The sequence below is a fragment of the Corynebacterium mastitidis DSM 44356 genome (assembly GCF_000375365.1).
Classification (GTDB): Bacteria; Actinomycetota; Actinomycetes; order Mycobacteriales; family Mycobacteriaceae; genus Corynebacterium; species Corynebacterium mastitidis.
This window is the reverse complement of record NZ_AQXB01000005.1, coordinates 38,094-57,072: the sequence shown is the minus strand read 5'-3', so window position 1 is coordinate 57,072 and position 18,979 is coordinate 38,094. Positions and strand designations below refer to the sequence as shown.

Genomic DNA, 18,979 nt, shown 5'->3' with positions numbered 1-18,979 from the left:
GAGGAACCCCGCAATGGACAAGTTCACCACCCACACCGGCGTGGGCGTGCCCCTGCAGCGCAGCAACGTGGACACGGACCAGATCATCCCCGCCGTGTACCTCAAGCGGGTCACCCGCACGGGCTTCGAGGACGGCCTCTTTGCCAACTGGCGGGGCAGCGACCCCTCCTTCGTGCTCAACCAGGACACCTACCGCGAGGGCTCGGTGCTGGTGGCCGGGCCGGACTTTGGCACCGGCTCCTCCCGCGAGCACGCGGTGTGGGCGCTCATGGACTACGGATTCCGCGTGGTGCTCTCCCCGCGCTTTGCGGACATCTTCCGGGGCAACGCCGGCAAGGCCGGGCTGCTGGCCGGGCGGATGGAGGAAGGCGACATCGAGCTGCTGTGGAAGCAGATGGAGCAGGAGCCGGGCCTTAAGCTCACCGTGAACCTGGAGAACCGCACGGTGAGCGCGGGGGAAAACGTGTACCCCTTCGAGGTGGACGACTACACCCGCTGGCGGCTCATGGAGGGCCTCGACGACGTGGGCCTCACCCTGCGCAAGGAGGACGAGATCGCGGAGTTCGAGGCCGCGCGCGCGGCCTTCAAACCGCGTGTTACTTCACCGGCAGCGGGCTAGCCAGGTACTCCGCGCCGATGAGGCTGCACTCCCGGAAGGAGAGCACCCAGCAGCTCGCCTTCTTGGCCTGCACCTCGTCTAGCGGCAGGGTGCCCTGGGCGGCAAGCCAGGCCACCGCCTCCGGGATGTACAGCCCCTGGCTAAACACCACGGAGGTGCCGCCGCGGGAGGCGATCTCCTCCAGGCCGCGCTGCGCCCGCGCCATGCCGGTCACCCAGCCGCGATCCCCGTAGAGCGCGTCCACGGTCACGTCCAGGCCCGTCTCGTCCGCGAGCGGGGCGGCCGTCATCTGGCAGCGGTCAGGCTGGGCGCTGTAGAGGGCCGTGGGCTGGTAGGGCAGGAGCATGGGCACGAGCATCTCCGCTTGACGGCGGCCTTTTTTATCGAGGGGGCGCTTATCGTCGTCCCCGCCCCAGTTGCGGCGCTGGTGGGCGCGGCCGTGGCGCACCAGGATCAGCCGCGAGGTGGCGCGGCGCTCGAGGCGCTTGGCGGCCTTGTCCACCACCTCCACGTCCACGTCGTAGCTCAGCAGGTCGCGGGCCCGGGCCACGCTCACCCAGCGCAGCTCGTCCACCTCGTCGTTGGGGCTAAACCCGCCCCCCGCCACGTGCGCCACCCAGTAGTACACCACCTTGGTGCGCCCGCCCACGGGGTAGGTCACCTTGCCCAGCAGGTTGTCCAGCGCCGCGCGGTAGCCCGTCTCCTCGTAGATCTCGCGGGCGGCGGTCGCGGGCAGGGACTCCCCGGGATCCACCTTGCCCTTGGGCAGCGACCAGTCGTCGTAATGCGGCCGGTGCACCACGGCCACCTCCACGCCGCCCTCCCCGTCCCGCCACAGCACGGCTCCGGCGGCCAGCGTGGTCCTGGCGAACTCGCCCGCCGGGTCCTTGGGAATGTGGTGATACCGGCCGGTGAGATACACGGCGGAGTCTTTGCTCATCAACGTTGTCCTTCCCCTTGGGCGATCGGTCACCGGCCATTGTCCCCCGGGGCGCGCCGCGCGCGCCACTGCGGCGCGCGGAGATCGTTATGCTTCTAGGAAGAAGTTCATTGTGTGCACGCAGCGCGAGGCGAAGGGAGCGGGGCAGTGGTGGCGGTAGCGGTCATGGGCGCGGGGTCGTGGGGGACGACCCTGGCCAAGGTGTTTGCGGACGCGGGCAACGAGGTACGGCTGTGGGCGCGGCGCGCGGAGATCGCCCGGGACGTCAACGAGCGGCACCGCAACCTCTGCTACCTGCCGGAGATCGCCCTGCCGCGGACCATCCGCGCCACCTCCGCCCCGCAGGAGGCGCTCGAGGGCGCGGAGGTGGTGGTGCTGGGGGTGCCCAGCCAGACGCTGCGGGCCAACCTGGAGGCCTGGGGCGGCGCCATCCCCGCCCAGGCCACGGTGCTGAGCATCTCCAAGGGCGTGGAGGCGGGCACGGGCAAGCTGATGAACCAGGTCATCGAGGACTCCGGCATCGCCGCCGGGCGAATCGCGGTGCTCACCGGCCCCAACCTGGCCAAGGAGGTGGCGAGCGAGCAGGTGGCCGCCACGGTGATCGCCTGCCAGGACGAGGCGCGGGCCGTGGCGCTGCAGGGGATCATCGCCACGGACTACCTGCGCCCCTACACCAACACGGACGTGGTGGGCTGCGAGATCGGCGGGGCCTGCAAGAACGTGATCGCCGTGGCCTGCGGCATCGCCACCGGCCTGGGGCTGGGCTATAACACCCTGGCCACCGTCATCACCCGGGGGCTGGCGGAGATCACCCGCCTGGGCCAGGCCCTCGGCGCGCAGCCGCGCACCCTGGCCGGGCTGGCGGGGCTGGGGGACCTCGTGGCCACCTGCTCCTCCCCGCTCTCGCGCAACCACCGCTTCGGGGCGCGGCTGGGGGAGGGCGGCAGCATGGAGGAGGCGCTGCGCGCCACCGAGGGGCAGGTGGCCGAGGGCGTGGTATCCTCCGCCTCCATCGCGCAACTGGCCCGCGAGCATGGCGTGGAGATGCCCATTACCCAGGCCGTTCACGCGGTGTGCCACGATGGAATGGCGGTGGGCACGATGATGACCTCGCTGATGGAACGATCGAAGAAAGCGGAGTAGAAGCAACTATGACGGATAAGATCCGGGTGGCCGTGGTGTATGGCGGGGATTCCCCGGAGCACTCCATTTCCTGTATTTCTGCGGCGGCGGTGATGAGTCACCTGGACGCGCAGCGCTACGAGGTCATCCCGGTGGGCGTGACCCGCCAGGGCCGCTGGGTGGCGGGCACCACCGACCCGGCGGCGGGCCGGGAACTCCCCGAGGTCCAGGACGCCGAGGAGGTGGCCCTGAGCCTGGACCCCGCGCGCCGGGGTGAGCTGCGGTTCACCGGGAGCGGGGCGCTCTATGCCACCGCGGACGTGATCTTCCCGGTGCTGCACGGACCGCACGGGGAGGACGGCACCGTCCAGGGGCTCTTCGAGCTGGCCGGGATGCCGTACGTGGGCCCGGGGGTGCTGGCCTCGGCGTGCGGCATGGACAAGGAATACACCAAGAAGCTCGTGGTGGCCGCGGGCCTGCCGGTCACCGAGGAGGCCGTGCTGGGCGAGGGCGAGGACCTCGACGAGGAGCAGCGGCGGCGGCTGGGCCTGCCGGTCTTTGTCAAGCCCGCGCGCGGCGGTTCCTCCATTGGCATCTCCAAGGTGGAGGCGTGGGAGGACCTGGGGGCCGCCCTGAAGCTGGCCCGTGGGGAGGACACCAAGGTCATCGTGGAGGCGGAGATCGTGGGCGCGGAGGTGGAGGTGGGCGTCCTGGAGCGCCCGGACGGCACCCTGATCGCCTCCGAGCCCGCGCGGCTGATCGGAACGGAGGACTCGGAGGAGGGCTTCTACGGGTTTGACACCAAGTACCTGGACAACGTGGTCTCCGCGGAGATCCCGGCCCAGCTTCCCGCCGAGATCATCCAGAAGCTCAAGGGCCTGGCCCTGACCGCCTTCCGGGCGCTGGGCTGCAAGGGCCTGGCGCGCGTGGACTTCTTTGTCACCGAATCCGGCCCGGTGCTCAACGAGGTCAACACCCTGCCCGGCTTTACCCCCATCTCCATGTACCCCAAGGTCTTTGCCGCCACCGGGATCGGCTACCGGGAGCTGCTGAGCACGCTGGTGGACACCGCCCTTACCCGGCGCTAGGGGCCTCGTCGCCGGGCTTTAAGGCGGCGGCAATCGCCTCGCTGAGGCCTACCACTGGGGCGTCGCCCAGGGCGGAGGGGAGGTGGGCCGCCACGATGGCCTCCCGGCCCAGCGCGTAGGACAGCCCCGTATCGCCGTCGCTCAGCCACGGCACCCCGTTGGTCTGGGTGAGCCGCTCGCCGGGCTCGTAGGCGGCGGGCATGTCCACCCCGCAGGCGATCTGGATGGGCTCGGCCCCGGGCGCGGTCCACACCGCCTTGGTTCCCTCCTTCTCGGTCAGCGCGTGCTCGCCCAGGCGCTCCGGGAGGGCGTCCATGAGGCCGCCGCACCGCCCCTGCTCGGGGGTGGGCGCGGCGTCCAGGGGCAGGGCGGCGGGCTCCTGCTCGGCGCGCGGCAGGCGCGCGGCCTCCCCGGAGACGGCCCCGGTGGGGTTGAACCCCTCGGCGGTGATGGCCACGGCGGGGCTGCGGTCCACGGTGTACCAGGTGCTCAGGTCGGTGTCCGGGTCCGCCACCTGCAGCCAGCGCACGCCGTCCACCGTTTCGGTGTCGGAGACGCGGCTGTACTGCTCGGTGGGGTTGATCCCGCAGCGCAGCGTGACGCGATCCTGCGAGGTGCGGGACCAGGCGGCGGCCCCGGCGGGGGCGGGATCCGCGAGGGGGGCGCGCCGGTAGTCCTCGACGCGCTCCGGCAGGCGTGCGATCAGGTCCGCGCACTCGGGGGAGTCCGCCTGCGGGGCCATGATGGCCGAGAGCGCGACGGGCTGGTGGGCCGCGCGCTCAAAGACCACGCGCGCCCCGATGATCGCCCCGAGGACCGCCAGGATGGACAGGACCAGAGCGATGTAGATGGGCGTGCGGTTAAAATCATGAGCATTGTCCACGTCGTGCATGGCTTGTGAGTCTAATGAAAGGACCCGTTGATGCCGATCTCCCCGTCCGGTCCCTCCCTCGCCGAGGCCGGTGAGAGCCAGGTCATTGAGGAGATCATGGGGGCCGCCCCCTCCCAGGTCAACGGGGACGACGCCGCCGTGCTCGTGAGCGCCCAGCCCAACTCCCGCGTGGTGGTGAGCACGGACATGCTCGTGGAGGGCCGCCACTTCCGCCTGGACTGGTCCACCCCCCGCGAGGTGGGGCGCAAGGCCATCCTGCAAAACTTCGCGGACATCGAGGCGATGGGGGCCCGCCCGATCAGCGCCCTGCTCGCGCTGTCCGCCCCGCCGGAGACCCCTCTCGGCGTGGTGCGCGAGCTTGCGGCGGGCATTGAGGAGGAGGTCTCCCGCTTCTCCGCCGAGCTGGTGGGCGGCGACCTCGCCTCCGGCCCCGGCCTGGTGCTGGCGGTCACCGCCGTGGGATCGCTCGGCGGCGACCGCCGCCCCCTGACCCTCGACGCCGCTCGCCCCGGCCAGCGCGTGGTGGCCGCCGGGGCCATCGGGGACTCCGCCGCCGGGCTCGCGCTCCTGGAGCGCCACGGGCGGGAGGTGCCGGAGGAGTTCGTGGCCTTCCGGGACGCCCACACCCACCCCCACCTGCCGCCGGGCCGGGGGATGATCGCGCGGGCCACCGGGGCCAGCGCCGCCACGGACAACTCCGACGGCCTCGTGGCGGACCTCGCCACCCTGGCTCGGCGCTCCGGGGTGGCCATCGACCTCGACCCCCGGGCGATCGCCCCCGGTGAGGACATGTGGCGCGTGGGGGAGCACCTCGGCGTCGATCCCTGGCGCTGGGTGCTCGGCGGGGGAGAGGACCACACGATCCTGGCCACCACCTCCGGGGACGTGCCCTCGGGGTTCCGCTGCATCGGCACGGTGCAGCGCGGCAGCGGCGTGACCGTGGGGGGACAACCGCCCGCCTACCGGGGCGGGTGGCTAAGCTTTTAAGCCATGAGCCTTCCCGTGCACGAAAGCTGGCAGTCGGCCCTTGCCCCGGTGGCCGATCAGATTCACCGGATGGGGGACTTCCTGCGCGCGGAAAACGCCGCGGGTCGCGGCTACCTGCCCGCGGGCAGCGACGTCCTGCGGGTATTCCAGTACCCCTTCGACGAGGTCAAGGTGCTCATCATCGGGCAGGACCCCTATCCCACCCCCGGGCACGCGATGGGCCTTTCCTTTTCCACCCAGCCGGGCGTGCGCCCCCTGCCCAAGAGCCTGAACAACATCTTCACGGAGCTGGCCGCCGACCTCGGCGTGGACAAGCCCCAGGACGGCGACCTCACCGCCTGGTCGCGGCAGGGGGTGGCGCTGTTTAACCGCGTGCTCACCGTGCGCCCCGGCGCGCCCGCCTCCCACCGGGGCCGAGGCTGGGAGGAGATCACCCAGGCGGCGATCACCGCGCTGGTCGAGCGCAACCGGCCCCTCGTGGCGATCCTGTGGGGGCGCGACGCCCAGACGGCGCGGGCCTTCTTGGGCGCCACCCCGACCATCGAGTCCCCGCACCCCTCGCCGCTCTCGGCCTCGCGCGGCTTCTTCGGCTCGCGCCCGTTTAGCCGGGCCAACGAGCTGCTCGAGCGCAGCGGTGCCGCCCCCGTGGACTGGCGCTTGTAGACTACGCAGTCATGGCCTTACTCCGGGAAATCGACGGCCCCGCCCTCGCGGACTGGGCCAGGCGCGCCGCCAGCCGGCTCGCGGAGCGCAGCCCGGAGATCAACCGGCTCAACGTCTTTCCCATCCCGGACTCGGACACCGGATCGAACATGGCGCACACCATGGCTGCGGCGGTGTCCGCGCTCGCGGAGGTTCCCGGCGACGCCACGGCGGCCCAGGTGGCCACGGCCCTGACCTCCGGCGCGGTGTCCGGGGCGCGCGGCAACTCCGGCATGGTGCTCTCCCAGGTGCTGCGCGGCCTCGCGGAGGCCGCCGGGCGCACCCTGGGCGGGCCCGCCGTCACCGCCGCCCTGGCGCGCGCGCACGCCCTGGTGCGCGCGGCCATCGCCCGCCCCGTGGAGGGCACGGTGCTCACCGTACTGGGCAGCGCCGCCGAAGCTGCCTCGGACCACGAGAGCCTGCCGGAGGTGGTGGGCGCCGCCGTGGAGGCCGCCCGCCGCGCCCTGGCGCGCACCCCGGCCCAGCTTCCGGCCCTCAAGGGGGTGGTGGACGCGGGCGGCCAGGGGCTTGTGGTCCTGCTCGAGGCCCTGAGCGAGAGCCTGGGCGCGGGGGAGGTGGCGCCGGAGGCGAGCCACGCGGCCCCCGCCGAGGCGCACCTGGAGGTGATGTTCTCCTACCGGGGAGACGCCGAGCGGCTTCGCCGGGAGCTGGGCCCGCTGGGCACGAGCCTCGTCGTCGCCCCGGACGCGGAGGGAGCGGCCAGCGTGCACATCCACTCCCGCCGCAGCGGCGAGGTCATCGAGAGGGCCTTCACCCTGGGGAGGGTCACCCGCCTGCGCCTCGAGGTGCTGCCGGAGGCCCCGGAGGATCACCCCGGCGTGATCGCCGTGGTGCCTCGGGGCAGCATGGAGCGCCTGTTCCGCGACGCCGGGGCCGAGGTCATCGCCCCGGGAACGCGCCCGCAGCGCGAGGCCATCGTCCTGCCCAACGGGCTAAGCCGCCTCGACGGCCCCACCGTGGTGCCCACCACCCGGCTGGTGGAGGGCATCGCCGCCCTGGCGGTCTACGATCCCGACCTGCCCGCCGAGCAGGCTGCGCAGGTCATGCGGGAGACCATCGCCTCCATGCACACCGCCGAGGTCACCGACCCCCGCCTGCTGGAGCGGGCCTGCCGGGACCTCCTGCGCCACGGCGGGGAGCTGGTCACCCTGCTCGTGCGCCCCGACGTGGAGATCGACGCCGCCGCCCTGCGCCGCGCCCTCGGGGTGGAGCTCATGGCCTACCGGGCGGACAACCTCCCCGTGGCCGTGGAGATCGGGGTGGAGTAATGCTCGGATGGAGCGACGACCGCCCCTTGGCGGACCTGTTTCCCGCCAAGCAGGCCCGGGCGCTGAAGAAGCACCTCGGGGCCGCCACCGCGCAGGACCTCCTCGAATACTATCCGCGCATGTACTCCCGCCACGGCTCCGGCGTGAGCGTGGAGGGCGCGGGGGAGGGCGAGCACGTCACCTGCGTGGGGCAGGTGCGCGACGTCTCCGAGAGTTACACCCGCGCCGGAAAGCTCCTCACCCGCGTGACCCTCACGGACGGCACGCACGATCTCGTGGCCACGTTCTTCCAGTCCCGGTGGATCAGCCAGCAGCTCACCCCCGGCACCCGGGGCATGTTCTCCGGCAAGCTGCGCTACTACCGCGACGTCCCCCAGCTCCAGCACCCCACCTACGTGCTCATCGGCCCCGCCGCGCGCCGGGGGGACGGGCAGCACGTGGCGCAGGTCCTCGAGGACCGCGAATACCTGCCCGTGTACCCCACGCGCAAGACCCTGACCTCCTGGCGCATCATGGAGGCCATCGACCGGGTGCTCGATACCCTCCCGACCGTCCCGGAGCCCCTCGACGAGGTGGCCCCGGACCTCGTGGGGTTCGACGCCGCCCTGCGCGGCATGCACCGCCCCGGGCCCGAGGGGCCCGAGCCGCACCGGCTCCGGCTGAAGTACAACGAGGCCCTGGCGCTGACCTGCGTCATGGCCCTGCGCCGCGCCGACTCCTCCCACCGGGAGGCCCCGCCCAGTCCGCTGTCGGAGCACGGCCTGCACGCCGAGCTGCGCCGGGCGCTGCCCTTCGACCTCACCGAGGGGCAGGCGCGCGTGGTCGAGGAGATATCCCGGGATCTTGGCCGCCGCAGGCCCATGTCGCGCCTCCTCCAGGGCGAGGTGGGGTCGGGCAAGACCATCGTGGCGCTGCTGGCCATGCTGCAGGCGGTGGACAACGGCCACCAGTGCGCCCTGTTGGCCCCCACGGAGGTCCTGGCCACCCAGCACGCCCGCTCGCTCACGGAGACGCTGCTGCGCGCCGGGGTGGCCGCCTCCGTGGTGCTGCTCACCGGCGCGATGAGCGCCGCCGCCCGCAAGGAGGCGCTGCTGGCCATCGTCTCCGGCCAGGCGGACATCGTGGTGGGCACCCACGCCATCATCCAGGACGCCGTGGAGTTCTTCCGGCTGGGCCTCGTGGTGGTGGACGAGCAGCACCGCTTCGGGGTGGAGCAGCGCGACCGGCTGCGCCTCAAGGGCGGCAGCCCCCACCTGCTGGTGATGACCGCCACCCCCATCCCGCGCACCATCGCCATGACGGTGTTCGGGGACCTCGAGGTATCCACCCTGCGCGAGCTGCCCGGGGGACGCCGCCCCATCCGCACCTGGGTGGTGCCCGAGGCGAAGCCCGCCTGGGTGCGGCGCGCCTGGGAGCGCGTGCGGGAGGAGGTGCGCGCCGGGCGCCAGGCCTACGTGGTGTGCCCCCGGATCGAGGGGGAGGGCGGGGTGCTCGACGTCGGCGCGCGCGTCCTGCCGGACCTGCGGGTGGAGGTGCTGCACGGCAGGCTGCCCGCCGCGGAGAAGGACGAGGTGATGAGCCGCTTTGCCGCGGGAAGCATCGACGTCCTGGTGTCCACCACCGTGGTGGAGGTGGGCGTGGACGTGCCCAACGCCACGGTGATGGTGATCATGGAGGCCGATCGCTTTGGCATCTCGCAGCTCCACCAGCTGCGCGGCAGGGTAGGGCGCGGCGGCTTCGATTCCCTGTGCCTGCTGTGCACCGCCACCACCCCGGAGGACGCGGCCTGGCGGCGGCTCGACGCGGTGGCCTCCACCTCGGACGGCTTCGCGCTCGCGGAGCAGGACCTGCGCCTGCGCCAGGAGGGCGATGTCCTGGGGGAGGCGCAGTCGGGGCGCACCAGGCAGATCCGGCTGCTGGATCTCTTTGAGGATCAGGACCTCATCGTCCGGGCGAGCCGCGACGCGGAGGCCCTGGTGGCGCGCGACCGGGCGCTGGCGGAGTCCATCGTGGCCGACATCGCCCCGGATAGCCAGGGATTCCTGGAGAAAAGCTAGGGTAGGAGCCTATGGCACGTATCATTTCCGGGCAGGCCCGCGGGCGCACCCTCAAGGTCCCCCCGCAGGGCACCCGACCGACCTCCGACAGGGCCAAGGAGGGGCTGTTTTCCTCCCTCCAGGTGCGCTTCGGATTCGAGGGCAAGAAGGTGGCGGATCTCTTCGCGGGCAGCGGCGCGCTGGGCCTGGAGGCCGCCTCGCGCGGCGCCGCCCAGGTGATCCTGGTGGAATCGCACGGCCCCGCCGCCGCGATCATCCGGGAGAACGCGCGGAAGGTGGGCCACCCGGACGTTCAGGTGGAGGAGGCCAAGGTCTCCACCTACCTGGCCCGGGCCCCGCGCGGGTACTTTGACATGGTGCTGGCGGACCCGCCGTACGACCTCGCCCCGGAGAGCGTGCGCGCCATGCTGGAGGCCCTCATCCCCGCCCTCGCGCCGGGGGCGGCGGTGGTGGTGGAGCGCCACGTGGCCTCCCCGGAGACGGACTGGCCGGAGGGCTTCAGCCCCACCGGGCAGAAGCTCAAGAAGCGCACCTACGGCATCGCCAGGATGGACATGGCGGTATGGAGGGACGAGGAATGAAGGCAGTATGCCCCGGGTCCTTCGACCCGGTCACGATGGGCCACGTGGACATCTTCGAGCGGGCCGCCGCGCAGTTCGACGAGGTCACCGTGCTGGTCACGGCGAACCCGCACAAGAACAGCGGCCTGTTTAGCGTGGAGGAGCGCAAGGACCTCATCGCGCGCTCCGTGGCGCACCTGGGCAACGTGCGCGTGGATAACTGGGGCGGGCTGCTGGTGGACTACACCACCGCGCACCGGGTGACCGCCCTGGTCAAGGGACTGCGCTCCTCGCTGGACTACGAGTACGAGCTGCCCATGGCGCAGATGAACCGCCGCCTCTCCGGGGTGGACACGTTCTTTTTGCTCACGGACGAGAAGTACGGCTACATATCCTCCACGCTGTGCAAGGAGGTGGCGCGCTACGGCGGGGACATCTCCGGGCTGCTGCCCCCGCACGTGGCGGAGGCGGTCCGGGCCAAGTACGCTTGACCACCTCGAAAGAAAGGAGGTGGCGCTTGACCCGTGATCGCAGCATGTGGAAGATGAGCCCGGAGCGCCTGCAGGAGCACCTGAAGCTCAAGAACCGCGCGCGCAGAATACCGGATAAAAAGAAAGAACACAGCAAAAGGGCCTGCCGTAAGGCGGGCCCTTGGCCTATCGCGGCCCGTGCGGGTTACTTCAGGAGGGTGGACAGGAAGCTGCGGGTGCGCTCCTGCTGGGGATCGTCCAGCACCCGCTCGGGCGGGCCGGACTCCACCACCGTGCCGTCCGCCATGAACACCACCTGATCGGCCACCTCGCGGGCAAAGCCCATCTCGTGCGTGACCACCATCATGGTCATGCCCTGGCCGGCCAGGTCCTTCATCACGCGCAGCACCTCCCCGACCAGCTCGGGGTCGAGGGCGGAGGTGGGCTCGTCGAAGAGCATGAGCTTGGGCTCCATCGCCACGGCGCGCGCGATGGCCACCCGCTGCTGCTGCCCGCCGGAGAGCTGGGCGGGGAAGGCCTCCGCCTTGTGCGCCAGGCCCACCTGATCGAGCAGGTTCATGGCCTGGGCGCGCGCCTGCTCGGGGTCTATGCCCTTGACGTGCACCGGGGCCTCGATGACGTTCTCCAGCACGGTGCGGTGGGGAAAGAGGTTGAACTGCTGAAAGACCATGCCGATCCCGGAGCGCTGGCGGGATGCCTGGCGCTCGGTGATCTCGTAGAGCACGCCCTTGCGCTCCTGGTAGCCGATGAGCTGGCCGTCCACGTAGAGCCGCCCGGCGGTGATCTTTTCCAGGTGGTTGACGCAGCGCAGCAGGGTAGACTTGCCGGAGCCGGAGGGGCCGATGAGGCAGGTCACGGAGCCGCGCGGCACGGTGAGGTCGATGCCCTTGAGGACGTCGAGCCGCCCAAAGGACTTCCACACCTGGTTGGCCTCGATCATGGGGGTGCTCATGCTACTTCCTCCGTGTTTCCGTGGGGTTGACCACGCTGATGTTGCGCGGCAGCGTGCCTTCCGCGTCGGCCAGCGCGGCGAGCTGCCGCCCGGTCAGCTCCCGGGTGGAGCCCCGCTCGTAGTGCTTTTCCAGGTAGTGCTGGCCGATCATGAGCAGCGAGGTAATCACCAGGTACCACGTCGCCGCCACCAGCAGCATGGGCACCGGCGCGAACAGGGCGTTGGCGATGTCGATGGAGCGCCCGTAGAGCTCCTGCGTGTACGGGATGGCCACCACCAGGGAGGTGGTCTTGAGCAGGGAGATGAACTCGTTGCCCGTGGGCGGGATGATGATGCGCATGGCCTGCGGGAGCACCGTGCGGCGCATGGTGAGCCACCAGCCCATGCCCAGCGCCTTCGACGCCTCGAACTGCCCCTCCGGCACCGCCTGGATGCCGGAGCGCACGATTTCCGCCATGTAGGCGGCCTCGTTGAGCCCGAGGCCCACCACGGCGAGCAGGAAGGCGTTGCTCAGGAGGCTTTCGAGGCTGACCTCCGCCGGGCCCACCCTGATCGCCTCGTACAGGGAGCCCATGAGGCCCCAAAAGACGAGCTGCACGTAGATGGGGGTGCCCCGGAATACCCACAGGAACAGCCAGGCCACGGCGCCGAGCACCGGGTTGGGGGACATCCGCATGACCGCGAGCGCCACGCCTCCGATCAGGCCGATGACCATGCTGAGCAGGGTGATGAGCAGCGTGTGCGCGGCGGCCGTGGCCACCCGGGTGTCCAGGAGGTACGAGCGGTAGACGTCCCACCCGTAGGCCTCGTTGGTGGCGGCCCCGACGATCACCCAGGCGGCCAGGGCCAGGACGATCGCGGCGGCCACCCAGCGGCCCGGGTGCTTCAGCGGAACGGCCTTGATGGGTGCGGGCTGGGGGCTGGGATCAGTCATGGCTAACCGGCTCCTCGTTGATCGTGGCCTGCTCCAGCAGGCCGTCGGTGATGTTCCACTGGGCAAGGATCGTGGCGTACTCCCCGGTCTCGATGAGGTGACGCATGGCGGCGGCCACGGCGGCGCTCAGCTCGGAGTCCTTCGGGGTGGCGAACCCGTAGGGGGCGGCGGCCGTCATCGGCCCCACCTTCTCGATGGCCCCCTCGGCCTTCTCGATGGCCCAGGAGGTCACCGGGGAGTCGGCGGAGAGGGCGTCGGCGCGGCCCACCACCAGGGCCGTGGCGGCGGAGTCCGAGGTGTCGTAGGCCAGCACCTCGATGGGCTTCTCGCCCTTGGCCACGCACTCCTCGCTCTTGGGGCGCACGTCGTCCGTCTCGGAGACGGTGGTGCGCTGCACGGCCACGGTGAGCCCGCAGGGCCGGGCGGGATCTATCGGATCGCCGTCCACCCGCTGCGCCCACTGAATGCCGGCGTAGAGGGTGTTGACGAAGTCGTAGTTCTCCCGGCGCTGGGGGGTGTCGGTAAAGCCCGTGGCGCCCATGTCGATGGTTCCGGCGTCCACGGCGGGCAGGATCTTGGAGAAGTCCTGCTGCACGATCCGCAGTCGCAGCCCCATCACCGAGGCCACGGCGCGGGCGAGGTCCATCTCCACGCCGATGATGGTGCCCGTGGAGTCCTTGAACTCGAAGGGCGGGAAGGGCGGGTTGGTGCCGATCACCAGCTCCCCGCGCGCCTGAAGATCCGCCGGGACGAGCGCCTGCACCTCGGGCGCGGCGGGGGGAGCGATGGCGCGCCAGCCTTCCGGGGTCCCGGGCTCCTGGTTGGTCACGCAGGAGGCCAGCGGGAGGGCACACAGCAGCACCGCCGCGAGGCCGCGCGCCCTCATGCCGCACCCCTGCGCTGACCGGCGATCAGCACGGCCACCACGATCGCCGCGCCCGCGAGGATGGCACCCCACACGGAGAGGTCGGCGCCGGGCAGCGGCCCCTCCCAGGGCCACAGGGCGCGCAGCGAGCCGAGCATCAGGCCCGCCATGACCGTGAGGGTCATGGTGTGGTGATCGCGCATCATGGCATTGAGAACCTTGACGAAGGCCACGACGCCCAGCGCCGCCCCGAGAACAAAGACGGCGATGACGTCCCACTCCCGGTTGCTCAGCGAGCCCATGATGGGCTTGTACAGCCCCAGGGCGAGCAGCAGGAAGGAACCGGAGAGGCCCGGCAGCACCAGCGCGCACACCGCGATCATGGCCGCGAAGAAGATCGCGGGCAGCGGGGGATTGTGCACCGGGTCGGAGGTAAAGCCCGTGGCGATAAAGCTCAGCGCGGCGCAGAGCGCAAAGACCGGCAGGAGCACGGGGAGGCGGCGGCGGATCTCCGTGGCGCCGATCATGCGCAGCGGCACGCTCAGGGAGGCCGCGACCATGCCCAGGAACAGCCCCTTGGCCACGAGGGGGTGCCCCTCCACGAATGAGTGAATCGGCCCGGACAGGAGGAACAGCGCCCCCACCATGCCCACGCCGATGGCGACGAGGAAGGACCAATCGACGGCGCCCAGGGCGGACCGGGAGCGGGTGCGGGCGGCGTCGATGAGGGCGTTTCCGGTGTGCAGCGCCTTCTCGTAGATCCCTACGATGAGGGCCACGGTGCCGCCGGAGATGCCGGGAACCAGCTCGGCCATGCCGATGCCGGCGCCCTTGAGGATGTTCGTTGCCGCCGCAAGCGGGGAGGGGGTCATAGGGGAGTGATTGCCTTCCTGACCGTGGTGGTCGCGGTTATCTCTGCGCGCCCCGGAGGTGGCTCTGCATGGCCGGAGCGACACAATGGATAATTGCGTATTTATGAATAATATCCATTGGGGCCGCGCGGGCCAAACCCGTCCCGGTAGCCGAGGCGTAGGGGGACCAGTGTAATTGAGGCGCGGGGCGCGCAGGGGTGCGGGGCGGAAGGCGCTCCCTAAGCAATCAGGGGAAAGGGATGAAGATCTTGCGCACGATGTGGAGGAGCTTCATCGCGCCCCTGATGAAGGGCTTGACCATCTTGTAGCCCTCCGCAGAGCCCTGGATACCCTCCTTGATCTTCTGCTTATCCGCGTCGCTCAGGGGGGACTTCTTCGCGGGCTTCTCCGGCTGCGCGGCCTCGGAGGGCTCCGCGGGGGCGGCGGGTTCTTCGGCGGGCTCGGCGGTATCGGGGGCGTCGGCCGTGGGGTCGGAGGGCTCGGAAGGCTCCGCGGGCGCCGCCGGGGAGGTGCTGGACTTGTCCTTCTTCTCCTTCTTGGGCTTCTTCGTCTGGGTGGTGCACTGGTCGAAGATGCTCTGTTTCTTACCCAGGAAGTCGTTATCCCCATCGGCGGTGCTCGGGCATTTCGGATCGTCAAAGACGGTCCGCTCCTCGTCTATGAACTCGCCCGCGGAGGCGGGGGCCACGGCCCCGGCGGTCAGGCTGAGGGCGAGGGTGGCGGCGGCAAAGGTACGCTTCATGCGAGGGTTCCTCTCGGGCGGGGACGTCCAGAATACGAGCATAAGGGTAAGGGTTTTTCCGTAGGGTGCAACACAGTACCCCCAAACGGGTTTCTCCCTTTGGCCACGGGGCGGGGTTGCCGGGGGTTCGGCCGGAGGCGCAAGGATAAGGGGCGACGTCGGCCACGCGATTGGTCCCTATTCGCCGCAGCGGTGAACCTCGCGCGACTAGGGGGCCGGGATTTCCTCCCCGGCGTCTTTGGCGTCGCCGTTGCCCGCGCTGGGTATATCGATGGTGCTGTTTGCCCCGCCGTCGCAGGTGACCGTGATGGTGTGGGGTCCATCGTTGGGGCCGGGCCCGATGTTGTTGGGGGCGGTGAGGGTTCCCGTCAAGGGGGAGTCGTCGGTGCCGCGCTCCAGCGTGGCGCTCTCACCGAAGGACGCCACCGCCAAGGCGGATTGGTCCTCTGGGGTGCACGGGGTGGAGACGGTGAGCTTCGCGTTGGGCTTGAAGGTGCCCTCGAGGTTGATCTCGATGGCCGGTCCCGCCGCGCGGTCGCTGCGGACCCGCTCGGCGTTGACGACGGTGGGGTCGGTTGTTGCCGCAGACGCATTGTCAGCGGTGCCGGTGGGATTCTCCTCCGCCGATGTGCATGCGGCGAGGGCGAGAGGAAGCAGGGGAGCGAGGGCGAGGATGCGTTTTTTCATCGGGTGCTCCTTGGTGCGGTTGACGGTAGGCGTGGCAGGCGTTCTTGCGGTCGCGCAGTGTGTAAAGCCTACCAGCGGCCAGCGGTCGGAGTCAATGAGGGGCATGCCTATTTGGACTAGGCGCGGTGGCTATCGGTTCCGTGGCGGAGACGGAGGCTGTGTGGGAATCCGGCTGCACTGTGGCTACCCGGGCGACGGCTCTTGCCGCGTGTGGGTTGGGTGGATCTGCCACGGGGCTGGGCACGAAGAAAACCCGGGAGGCAGGGCGTTTTCCTGATGGTCCCGGGCTGTACGGTGCCCCCGGTGAGACTCGAACTCACACTGAACGGGTTTTGAATCCGTTGCCTCTGCCAATTGGGCTACGGGGGCGCGTTCCTGGAACATAGTAGACCACCGCCTCGCACCACCGGAAATCGCTCGCCGCCCCGCCCTGCCTCTACACTCGTGAGCATGTCCCAACGCCTGCTGCTGATCGACGGCCACTCGATGGCCTTCCGCGCCTTCTACGCCCTCCCGGTGGAGAAGTTTTCCACCGCCGGGGGGCAGCACACCAACGCCGTCTATGGTTTCCTGTCCATGCTGGCGAACCTGCTCAAGGAGGAGCAGCCCACCCACCTCGGGGTGGCCTTCGACGTGGGGCGCTCGACCTTCCGCACCGAGATGTTCCCGGACTACAAGGCGCAGCGGGAGGCCGCCCCGGAGGCATTCCGGGGGCAGGTGGCCCTGATCCAGAAGGTGCTGCAGAGCATGGGGATCACCACCATGACCAAGGAGAACTACGAGGCGGATGACATCATCGCCACCCTGGTCACGGCCACCCCGGAGGGCTTCGATACGCGCATCGTCACCGGGGACCGCGATTACTACCAGCTCGTCAACGAGGCCATCACGGTGCTCTACCCGCGCAAGGGCGTCTCGGAGTTGGATCGCTTCACCCCGGAGGCGGTGGAGGAGAAGTACGGGCTTACCCCGGAGCAGTATCCGGACTTCGCGGCCCTGCGGGGCGATCCCTCGGATAACCTGCCGAACATCCCGGGGGTGGGGGAGAAGACGGCGCAGAAGTGGATTCGCCAGTACGGCACCCTGGCGAATCTCCTGGATCACGCCGAGGAGATCAAGGGCAAGGCGGGTAATAACTTCCGCGAGCGCCTGGACCAGGTGCGCATGAACCGCGAGCTCACGCAGATGGTGCGCGACGTCCCCCTGGACGTCACGGTGGAGCAGTTGGCCCTGGCCCCGGTGGACGTGGCCCGGGTCGCGGAGGTCTTTGACGAGCTGGAGTTCGGCGCGCAGCTGCGCGGCCGGGTGCTCAGCGCGCTGCCCACCTCGGGCGAGCTGCCGGAGCCGGAGGAGGAGCTGCCCCGGGTGACCCTGTCTGCCGAGGGGGTGGGCTGGCTGCGCGGGCGCTCGGGCGTGGCCGTGGCGTTCGACGGCGAGGAGTCCCTGGCCTGCGTGAGCCAGGAGCGCGAGGCCGTGCTGCTCAACCTCGCGGAGCTGGGGCCGGATGGGGAGAAGGAGCTGGAGCGGTGGCTCGCCTCCGACGCCGCCAAGTACATCCACGGCGCCAAGGAGGCGGCGCGGGGGCTGGGCGGGCGTGGCTTTGCGCTGCGCGGCGTGGAGCATGACACGCTGATCGCCGCCTACCTGCTGCGGCCGGGGCAGCGCACCTACGCCCTGGACGAGGTCTATCAGCGCCACGCCAAGCGCAGCCTGGAGGACGGCCTGGTGCACGAGGCCACGGCGGTGCTGGAGCTCTCCGCGATCCTCGTCGAGCAGTTGCAGGGGATCCAGGGCTACGAGCTGTACGCGGACCTGGAGCTGCCTCTTTCGGGAATCCTGGGGCGCATGGAGCGCGCGGGCGTGGCGGTGGACACCGCCGCGCTGGAGGATCAGCTCCAGGGCTTCGTGGAGCAGGTGGAGGAGGAGGTCGCCGCCGCCCGCGAGCTGGCGGGGGACGCGGAGCTGAACCTCTCGAGCCCCAAGCAGTTGCAGGTGGTGCTCTTTGACACGCTGGGCCTGCCCAAGACCAAAAAGACCAAGACCGGTTACTCCACGGCGGCCAAGGAGATCGAGCAGCTGGCCGTCAACCACCCGCACCCCTTCCTCGACCGTCTGCTGGCGCACCGCGAGTACCAGAAGCTCAAGACCACGCTGGAGGGCCTGATTAAGGCGGTGGGGCCGGACGGCCGGATTCATACCACCTTCAACCAGACGGTGGCCTCCACCGGGCGGCTGAGCTCCACGGACCCGAACCTGCAGAACATCCCGGTGCGCACGGGGGCGGGGCGTCGCATTCGCTCGGCCTTCCGGGTGGGCGAGGGGTATGAGACGCTGCTCACCGCCGATTACTCGCAGATCGAGATGCGCGTGATGGCGCACCTCTCCCAGGATCCGGGCCTGATCGAGGCGTACCAGCGGGGCGAGGACCTGCACAACTACGTGGGCTCCCGGGTCTTTGACGTGCCGATCGACGGCGTGACGCCCGAGCTGCGCCGCCGGGTCAAGGCCATGTCCTACGGCCTGGTCTACGGCCTGTCCGCCTACGGCCTCTCGCAGCAGTTGGGGATCCCGGCGGGGGAGGCCAAGCGGATCATGGAGGCGTACTTCGAGCGCTTCGGCGGCGTGAAGCGCTACCTGGACGAGGTGGTGGAGCAGGCCCGCCGCGACGGCTATACCTCCACGCTGTTTGGGCGGCGTCGGTATCTGCCGGAGCTTGCCTCCACGAACCGCGTGGCCAGGGAGAACGCCGAGCGCGCGGCGCTCAACGCCCCGATCCAGGGGACGGCGGCGGACATCATCAAGGTGGCCATGCTCCGGGTGGATCGGGCCTTTGCCCGGGCGGAGCTGCGCTCCCGGGTGCTGCTGCAGGTACACGACGAGCTGGTGGTGGAGGTCTCCCCGGGCGAGTTGGACCGGGTGCGCGAGATTGTGGAGCGGGAGATGGGCCGGGCGATTACGCTGCGGGTGCCGCTGGAGGTCTCCGTGGGGGTGGGGCAGAACTGGGAGGAAGCTGCGCATTAGCCGGTTTTGATTGTTCTGTGCTATGGCGGTATGGTGTAAATCGCGTGTCTAGGTTCTAGGGTGCGTGCGCCTTGATGGGAGGGCGTGGGCGTCCTGGTGCGGGATCGGAAGAACGGCCGGTGGCATACCCTGCTACCTGCGCTTTTGAGAGACTCGCGT

General features: G+C 70.4%; 18 protein-coding genes and 1 tRNA gene. 10 read left to right on the top strand and 9 right to left on the bottom strand.

The genetic code is table 11. The features are described 5' to 3' along the window. Window positions 1-13 precede the first annotated feature (13 nt). A complete protein-coding gene (gene leuD / locus B140_RS0106825; RefSeq protein ID WP_018118613.1) occupies window positions 14-619 on the top strand; it encodes a 3-isopropylmalate dehydratase small subunit in 606 nt (201 codons plus the stop codon). Here leuD and B140_RS0106820 read toward each other — a convergent pair. Then, the gene (locus B140_RS0106820) at window positions 597-1,559 is read right to left on the bottom strand and encodes an NUDIX hydrolase (protein ID WP_018118612.1); all 963 of its coding nucleotides are present in this window, start codon (window positions 1,557-1,559) and stop codon (window positions 597-599) included. The genes leuD and B140_RS0106820 overlap by 23 nt on opposite strands. Window positions 1,560-1,706: 147 nt before the next feature. Here B140_RS0106820 and B140_RS0106815 point away from each other — a divergent pair, with 147 nt between their 5' ends. Continuing rightward, entirely contained in the window at window positions 1,707-2,702 is a 996-nt protein-coding gene (locus B140_RS0106815; protein WP_018118611.1) for an NAD(P)H-dependent glycerol-3-phosphate dehydrogenase, read from the top strand. Between the two features lie 8 nt (window positions 2,703-2,710). After that, window positions 2,711-3,769, top strand: coding sequence for a D-alanine--D-alanine ligase family protein (locus tag B140_RS0106810; RefSeq protein WP_018118610.1), 1,059 nt, complete (start codon window positions 2,711-2,713; stop codon window positions 3,767-3,769). On the opposite strand, the gene B140_RS12175 is transcribed toward B140_RS0106810, so the two are convergent. Beyond that, window positions 3,756-4,661, bottom strand: a complete 906-nt coding sequence (locus tag B140_RS12175) for a DUF3515 domain-containing protein (RefSeq protein ID WP_018118609.1) — start codon at window positions 4,659-4,661, stop codon at window positions 3,756-3,758. The two genes, B140_RS0106810 and B140_RS12175, sit on opposite strands and share 14 nt — an antisense overlap. A gap of 30 nt (window positions 4,662-4,691) precedes the next feature. Between B140_RS12175 and B140_RS0106800 the strand changes: the two genes are divergently transcribed. The 6 genes from B140_RS0106800 to coaD are packed head-to-tail and all read left to right on the top strand — an operon-like array spanning window position 4,692 to window position 10,747. Continuing rightward, a complete protein-coding gene (locus B140_RS0106800; protein ID WP_018118608.1) occupies window positions 4,692-5,648 on the top strand; it encodes a thiamine-phosphate kinase in 957 nt (318 codons plus the stop codon). 3 nt (window positions 5,649-5,651) lie between these two features. After that, complete coding sequence (locus B140_RS0106795; protein WP_026166085.1) at window positions 5,652-6,311, top strand: uracil-DNA glycosylase; 660 nt, start codon at window positions 5,652-5,654, stop codon at window positions 6,309-6,311. 11 nt (window positions 6,312-6,322) lie between these two features. Next, entirely contained in the window at window positions 6,323-7,639 is a 1,317-nt protein-coding gene (locus B140_RS0106790; RefSeq protein WP_018118606.1) for a DAK2 domain-containing protein, read from the top strand. Further along, a complete protein-coding gene (locus tag B140_RS0106785; protein WP_018118605.1) occupies window positions 7,639-9,696 on the top strand; it encodes an ATP-dependent DNA helicase RecG in 2,058 nt (685 codons plus the stop codon). The genes B140_RS0106790 and B140_RS0106785 overlap by 1 nt, the downstream gene beginning before the upstream one ends. A gap of 11 nt (window positions 9,697-9,707) precedes the next feature. Then, window positions 9,708-10,277 (top strand): RsmD family RNA methyltransferase, encoded by a 570-nt coding sequence (locus B140_RS0106780; protein ID WP_018118604.1) that lies wholly within the window; start codon window positions 9,708-9,710, stop codon window positions 10,275-10,277. After that, on the top strand, window positions 10,274-10,747 hold the full coding sequence (gene coaD / locus B140_RS0106775) for a pantetheine-phosphate adenylyltransferase (RefSeq protein ID WP_026166084.1): 474 nt from the start codon (window positions 10,274-10,276) through the stop codon (window positions 10,745-10,747). Before B140_RS0106780 ends, coaD begins: the two co-directional genes overlap by 4 nt. Window positions 10,748-10,931: 184 nt before the next feature. Here coaD and B140_RS0106770 read toward each other — a convergent pair whose 3' ends face one another. The 7 genes from B140_RS0106770 to B140_RS0106740 all read right to left on the bottom strand — a co-directional run bounded on the left by B140_RS0106770 (window position 10,932) and on the right by B140_RS0106740 (window position 16,168). Continuing rightward, entirely contained in the window at window positions 10,932-11,699 is a 768-nt protein-coding gene (locus B140_RS0106770; RefSeq protein ID WP_018118602.1) for an amino acid ABC transporter ATP-binding protein, read from the bottom strand. Window position 11,700: 1 nt separating this feature from the next. Continuing rightward, entirely contained in the window at window positions 11,701-12,633 is a 933-nt protein-coding gene (locus tag B140_RS0106765) for an amino acid ABC transporter permease (RefSeq protein ID WP_018118601.1), read from the bottom strand. Next, window positions 12,626-13,519, bottom strand: a complete 894-nt coding sequence (locus tag B140_RS0106760) for an ABC transporter substrate-binding protein (protein ID WP_018118600.1) — start codon at window positions 13,517-13,519, stop codon at window positions 12,626-12,628. Before B140_RS0106760 ends, B140_RS0106765 begins: the two co-directional genes overlap by 8 nt. Then, complete coding sequence (locus B140_RS0106755) at window positions 13,516-14,370, bottom strand: DUF368 domain-containing protein (RefSeq protein ID WP_018118599.1); 855 nt, start codon at window positions 14,368-14,370, stop codon at window positions 13,516-13,518. The genes B140_RS0106760 and B140_RS0106755 overlap by 4 nt, the downstream gene beginning before the upstream one ends. A gap of 226 nt (window positions 14,371-14,596) precedes the next feature. Next, a complete protein-coding gene (locus B140_RS0106750) occupies window positions 14,597-15,112 on the bottom strand; it encodes a hypothetical protein (RefSeq protein WP_018118598.1) in 516 nt (171 codons plus the stop codon). Window positions 15,113-15,319: 207 nt separating this feature from the next. Continuing rightward, window positions 15,320-15,799 carry a hypothetical protein gene (locus B140_RS12975; protein WP_018118597.1) on the bottom strand — a complete coding sequence of 160 codons (480 nt, stop codon included), beginning with the start codon at window positions 15,797-15,799 and terminating at the stop codon, window positions 15,320-15,322. Between the two features lie 295 nt (window positions 15,800-16,094). Further along, window positions 16,095-16,168, bottom strand: a tRNA-Leu gene (locus B140_RS0106740). Between the two features lie 81 nt (window positions 16,169-16,249). On the opposite strand from B140_RS0106740, the gene polA reads away from it, so the two are divergent. Further along, window positions 16,250-18,820 (top strand): DNA polymerase I, encoded by a 2,571-nt coding sequence (gene polA, locus B140_RS0106735; protein ID WP_018118596.1) that lies wholly within the window; start codon window positions 16,250-16,252, stop codon window positions 18,818-18,820. The last annotated feature ends 159 nt before the right edge of the window (window positions 18,821-18,979 follow it).

Bases quoted from the DNA above. Each gene is read 5' to 3' on its own strand.
- leuD (WP_018118613.1), top strand. From the start codon at position 14: ATGGACAAGTTCACCACCCACACCGGCGTGGGCGTGCCCCTGCAGCGC.
- B140_RS0106820 (WP_018118612.1), bottom strand. From the start codon at position 1,559: ATGAGCAAAGACTCCGCCGTGTATCTCACCGGCCGGTATCACCACATT.
- B140_RS0106810 (WP_018118610.1), top strand. From the start codon at position 2,711: ATGACGGATAAGATCCGGGTGGCCGTGGTGTATGGCGGGGATTCCCCG.
- B140_RS12175 (WP_018118609.1), bottom strand. From the start codon at position 4,661: ATGCACGACGTGGACAATGCTCATGATTTTAACCGCACGCCCATCTAC.
- B140_RS0106800 (WP_018118608.1), top strand. From the start codon at position 4,692: ATGCCGATCTCCCCGTCCGGTCCCTCCCTCGCCGAGGCCGGTGAGAGC.
- B140_RS0106795 (WP_026166085.1), top strand. From the start codon at position 5,652: ATGAGCCTTCCCGTGCACGAAAGCTGGCAGTCGGCCCTTGCCCCGGTG.
- B140_RS0106790 (WP_018118606.1), top strand. From the start codon at position 6,323: ATGGCCTTACTCCGGGAAATCGACGGCCCCGCCCTCGCGGACTGGGCC.
- B140_RS0106785 (WP_018118605.1), top strand. From the start codon at position 7,639: ATGCTCGGATGGAGCGACGACCGCCCCTTGGCGGACCTGTTTCCCGCC.
- B140_RS0106780 (WP_018118604.1), top strand. From the start codon at position 9,708: ATGGCACGTATCATTTCCGGGCAGGCCCGCGGGCGCACCCTCAAGGTC.
- coaD (WP_026166084.1), top strand. From the start codon at position 10,274: ATGAAGGCAGTATGCCCCGGGTCCTTCGACCCGGTCACGATGGGCCAC.
- B140_RS0106770 (WP_018118602.1), bottom strand. From the start codon at position 11,699: ATGAGCACCCCCATGATCGAGGCCAACCAGGTGTGGAAGTCCTTTGGG.
- B140_RS0106765 (WP_018118601.1), bottom strand. From the start codon at position 12,633: ATGACTGATCCCAGCCCCCAGCCCGCACCCATCAAGGCCGTTCCGCTG.
- B140_RS0106760 (WP_018118600.1), bottom strand. From the start codon at position 13,519: ATGAGGGCGCGCGGCCTCGCGGCGGTGCTGCTGTGTGCCCTCCCGCTG.
- B140_RS0106755 (WP_018118599.1), bottom strand. From the start codon at position 14,370: ATGACCCCCTCCCCGCTTGCGGCGGCAACGAACATCCTCAAGGGCGCC.
- B140_RS0106750 (WP_018118598.1), bottom strand. From the start codon at position 15,112: ATGAAGCGTACCTTTGCCGCCGCCACCCTCGCCCTCAGCCTGACCGCC.
- B140_RS12975 (WP_018118597.1), bottom strand. From the start codon at position 15,799: ATGAAAAAACGCATCCTCGCCCTCGCTCCCCTGCTTCCTCTCGCCCTC.
- polA (WP_018118596.1), top strand. From the start codon at position 16,250: ATGTCCCAACGCCTGCTGCTGATCGACGGCCACTCGATGGCCTTCCGC.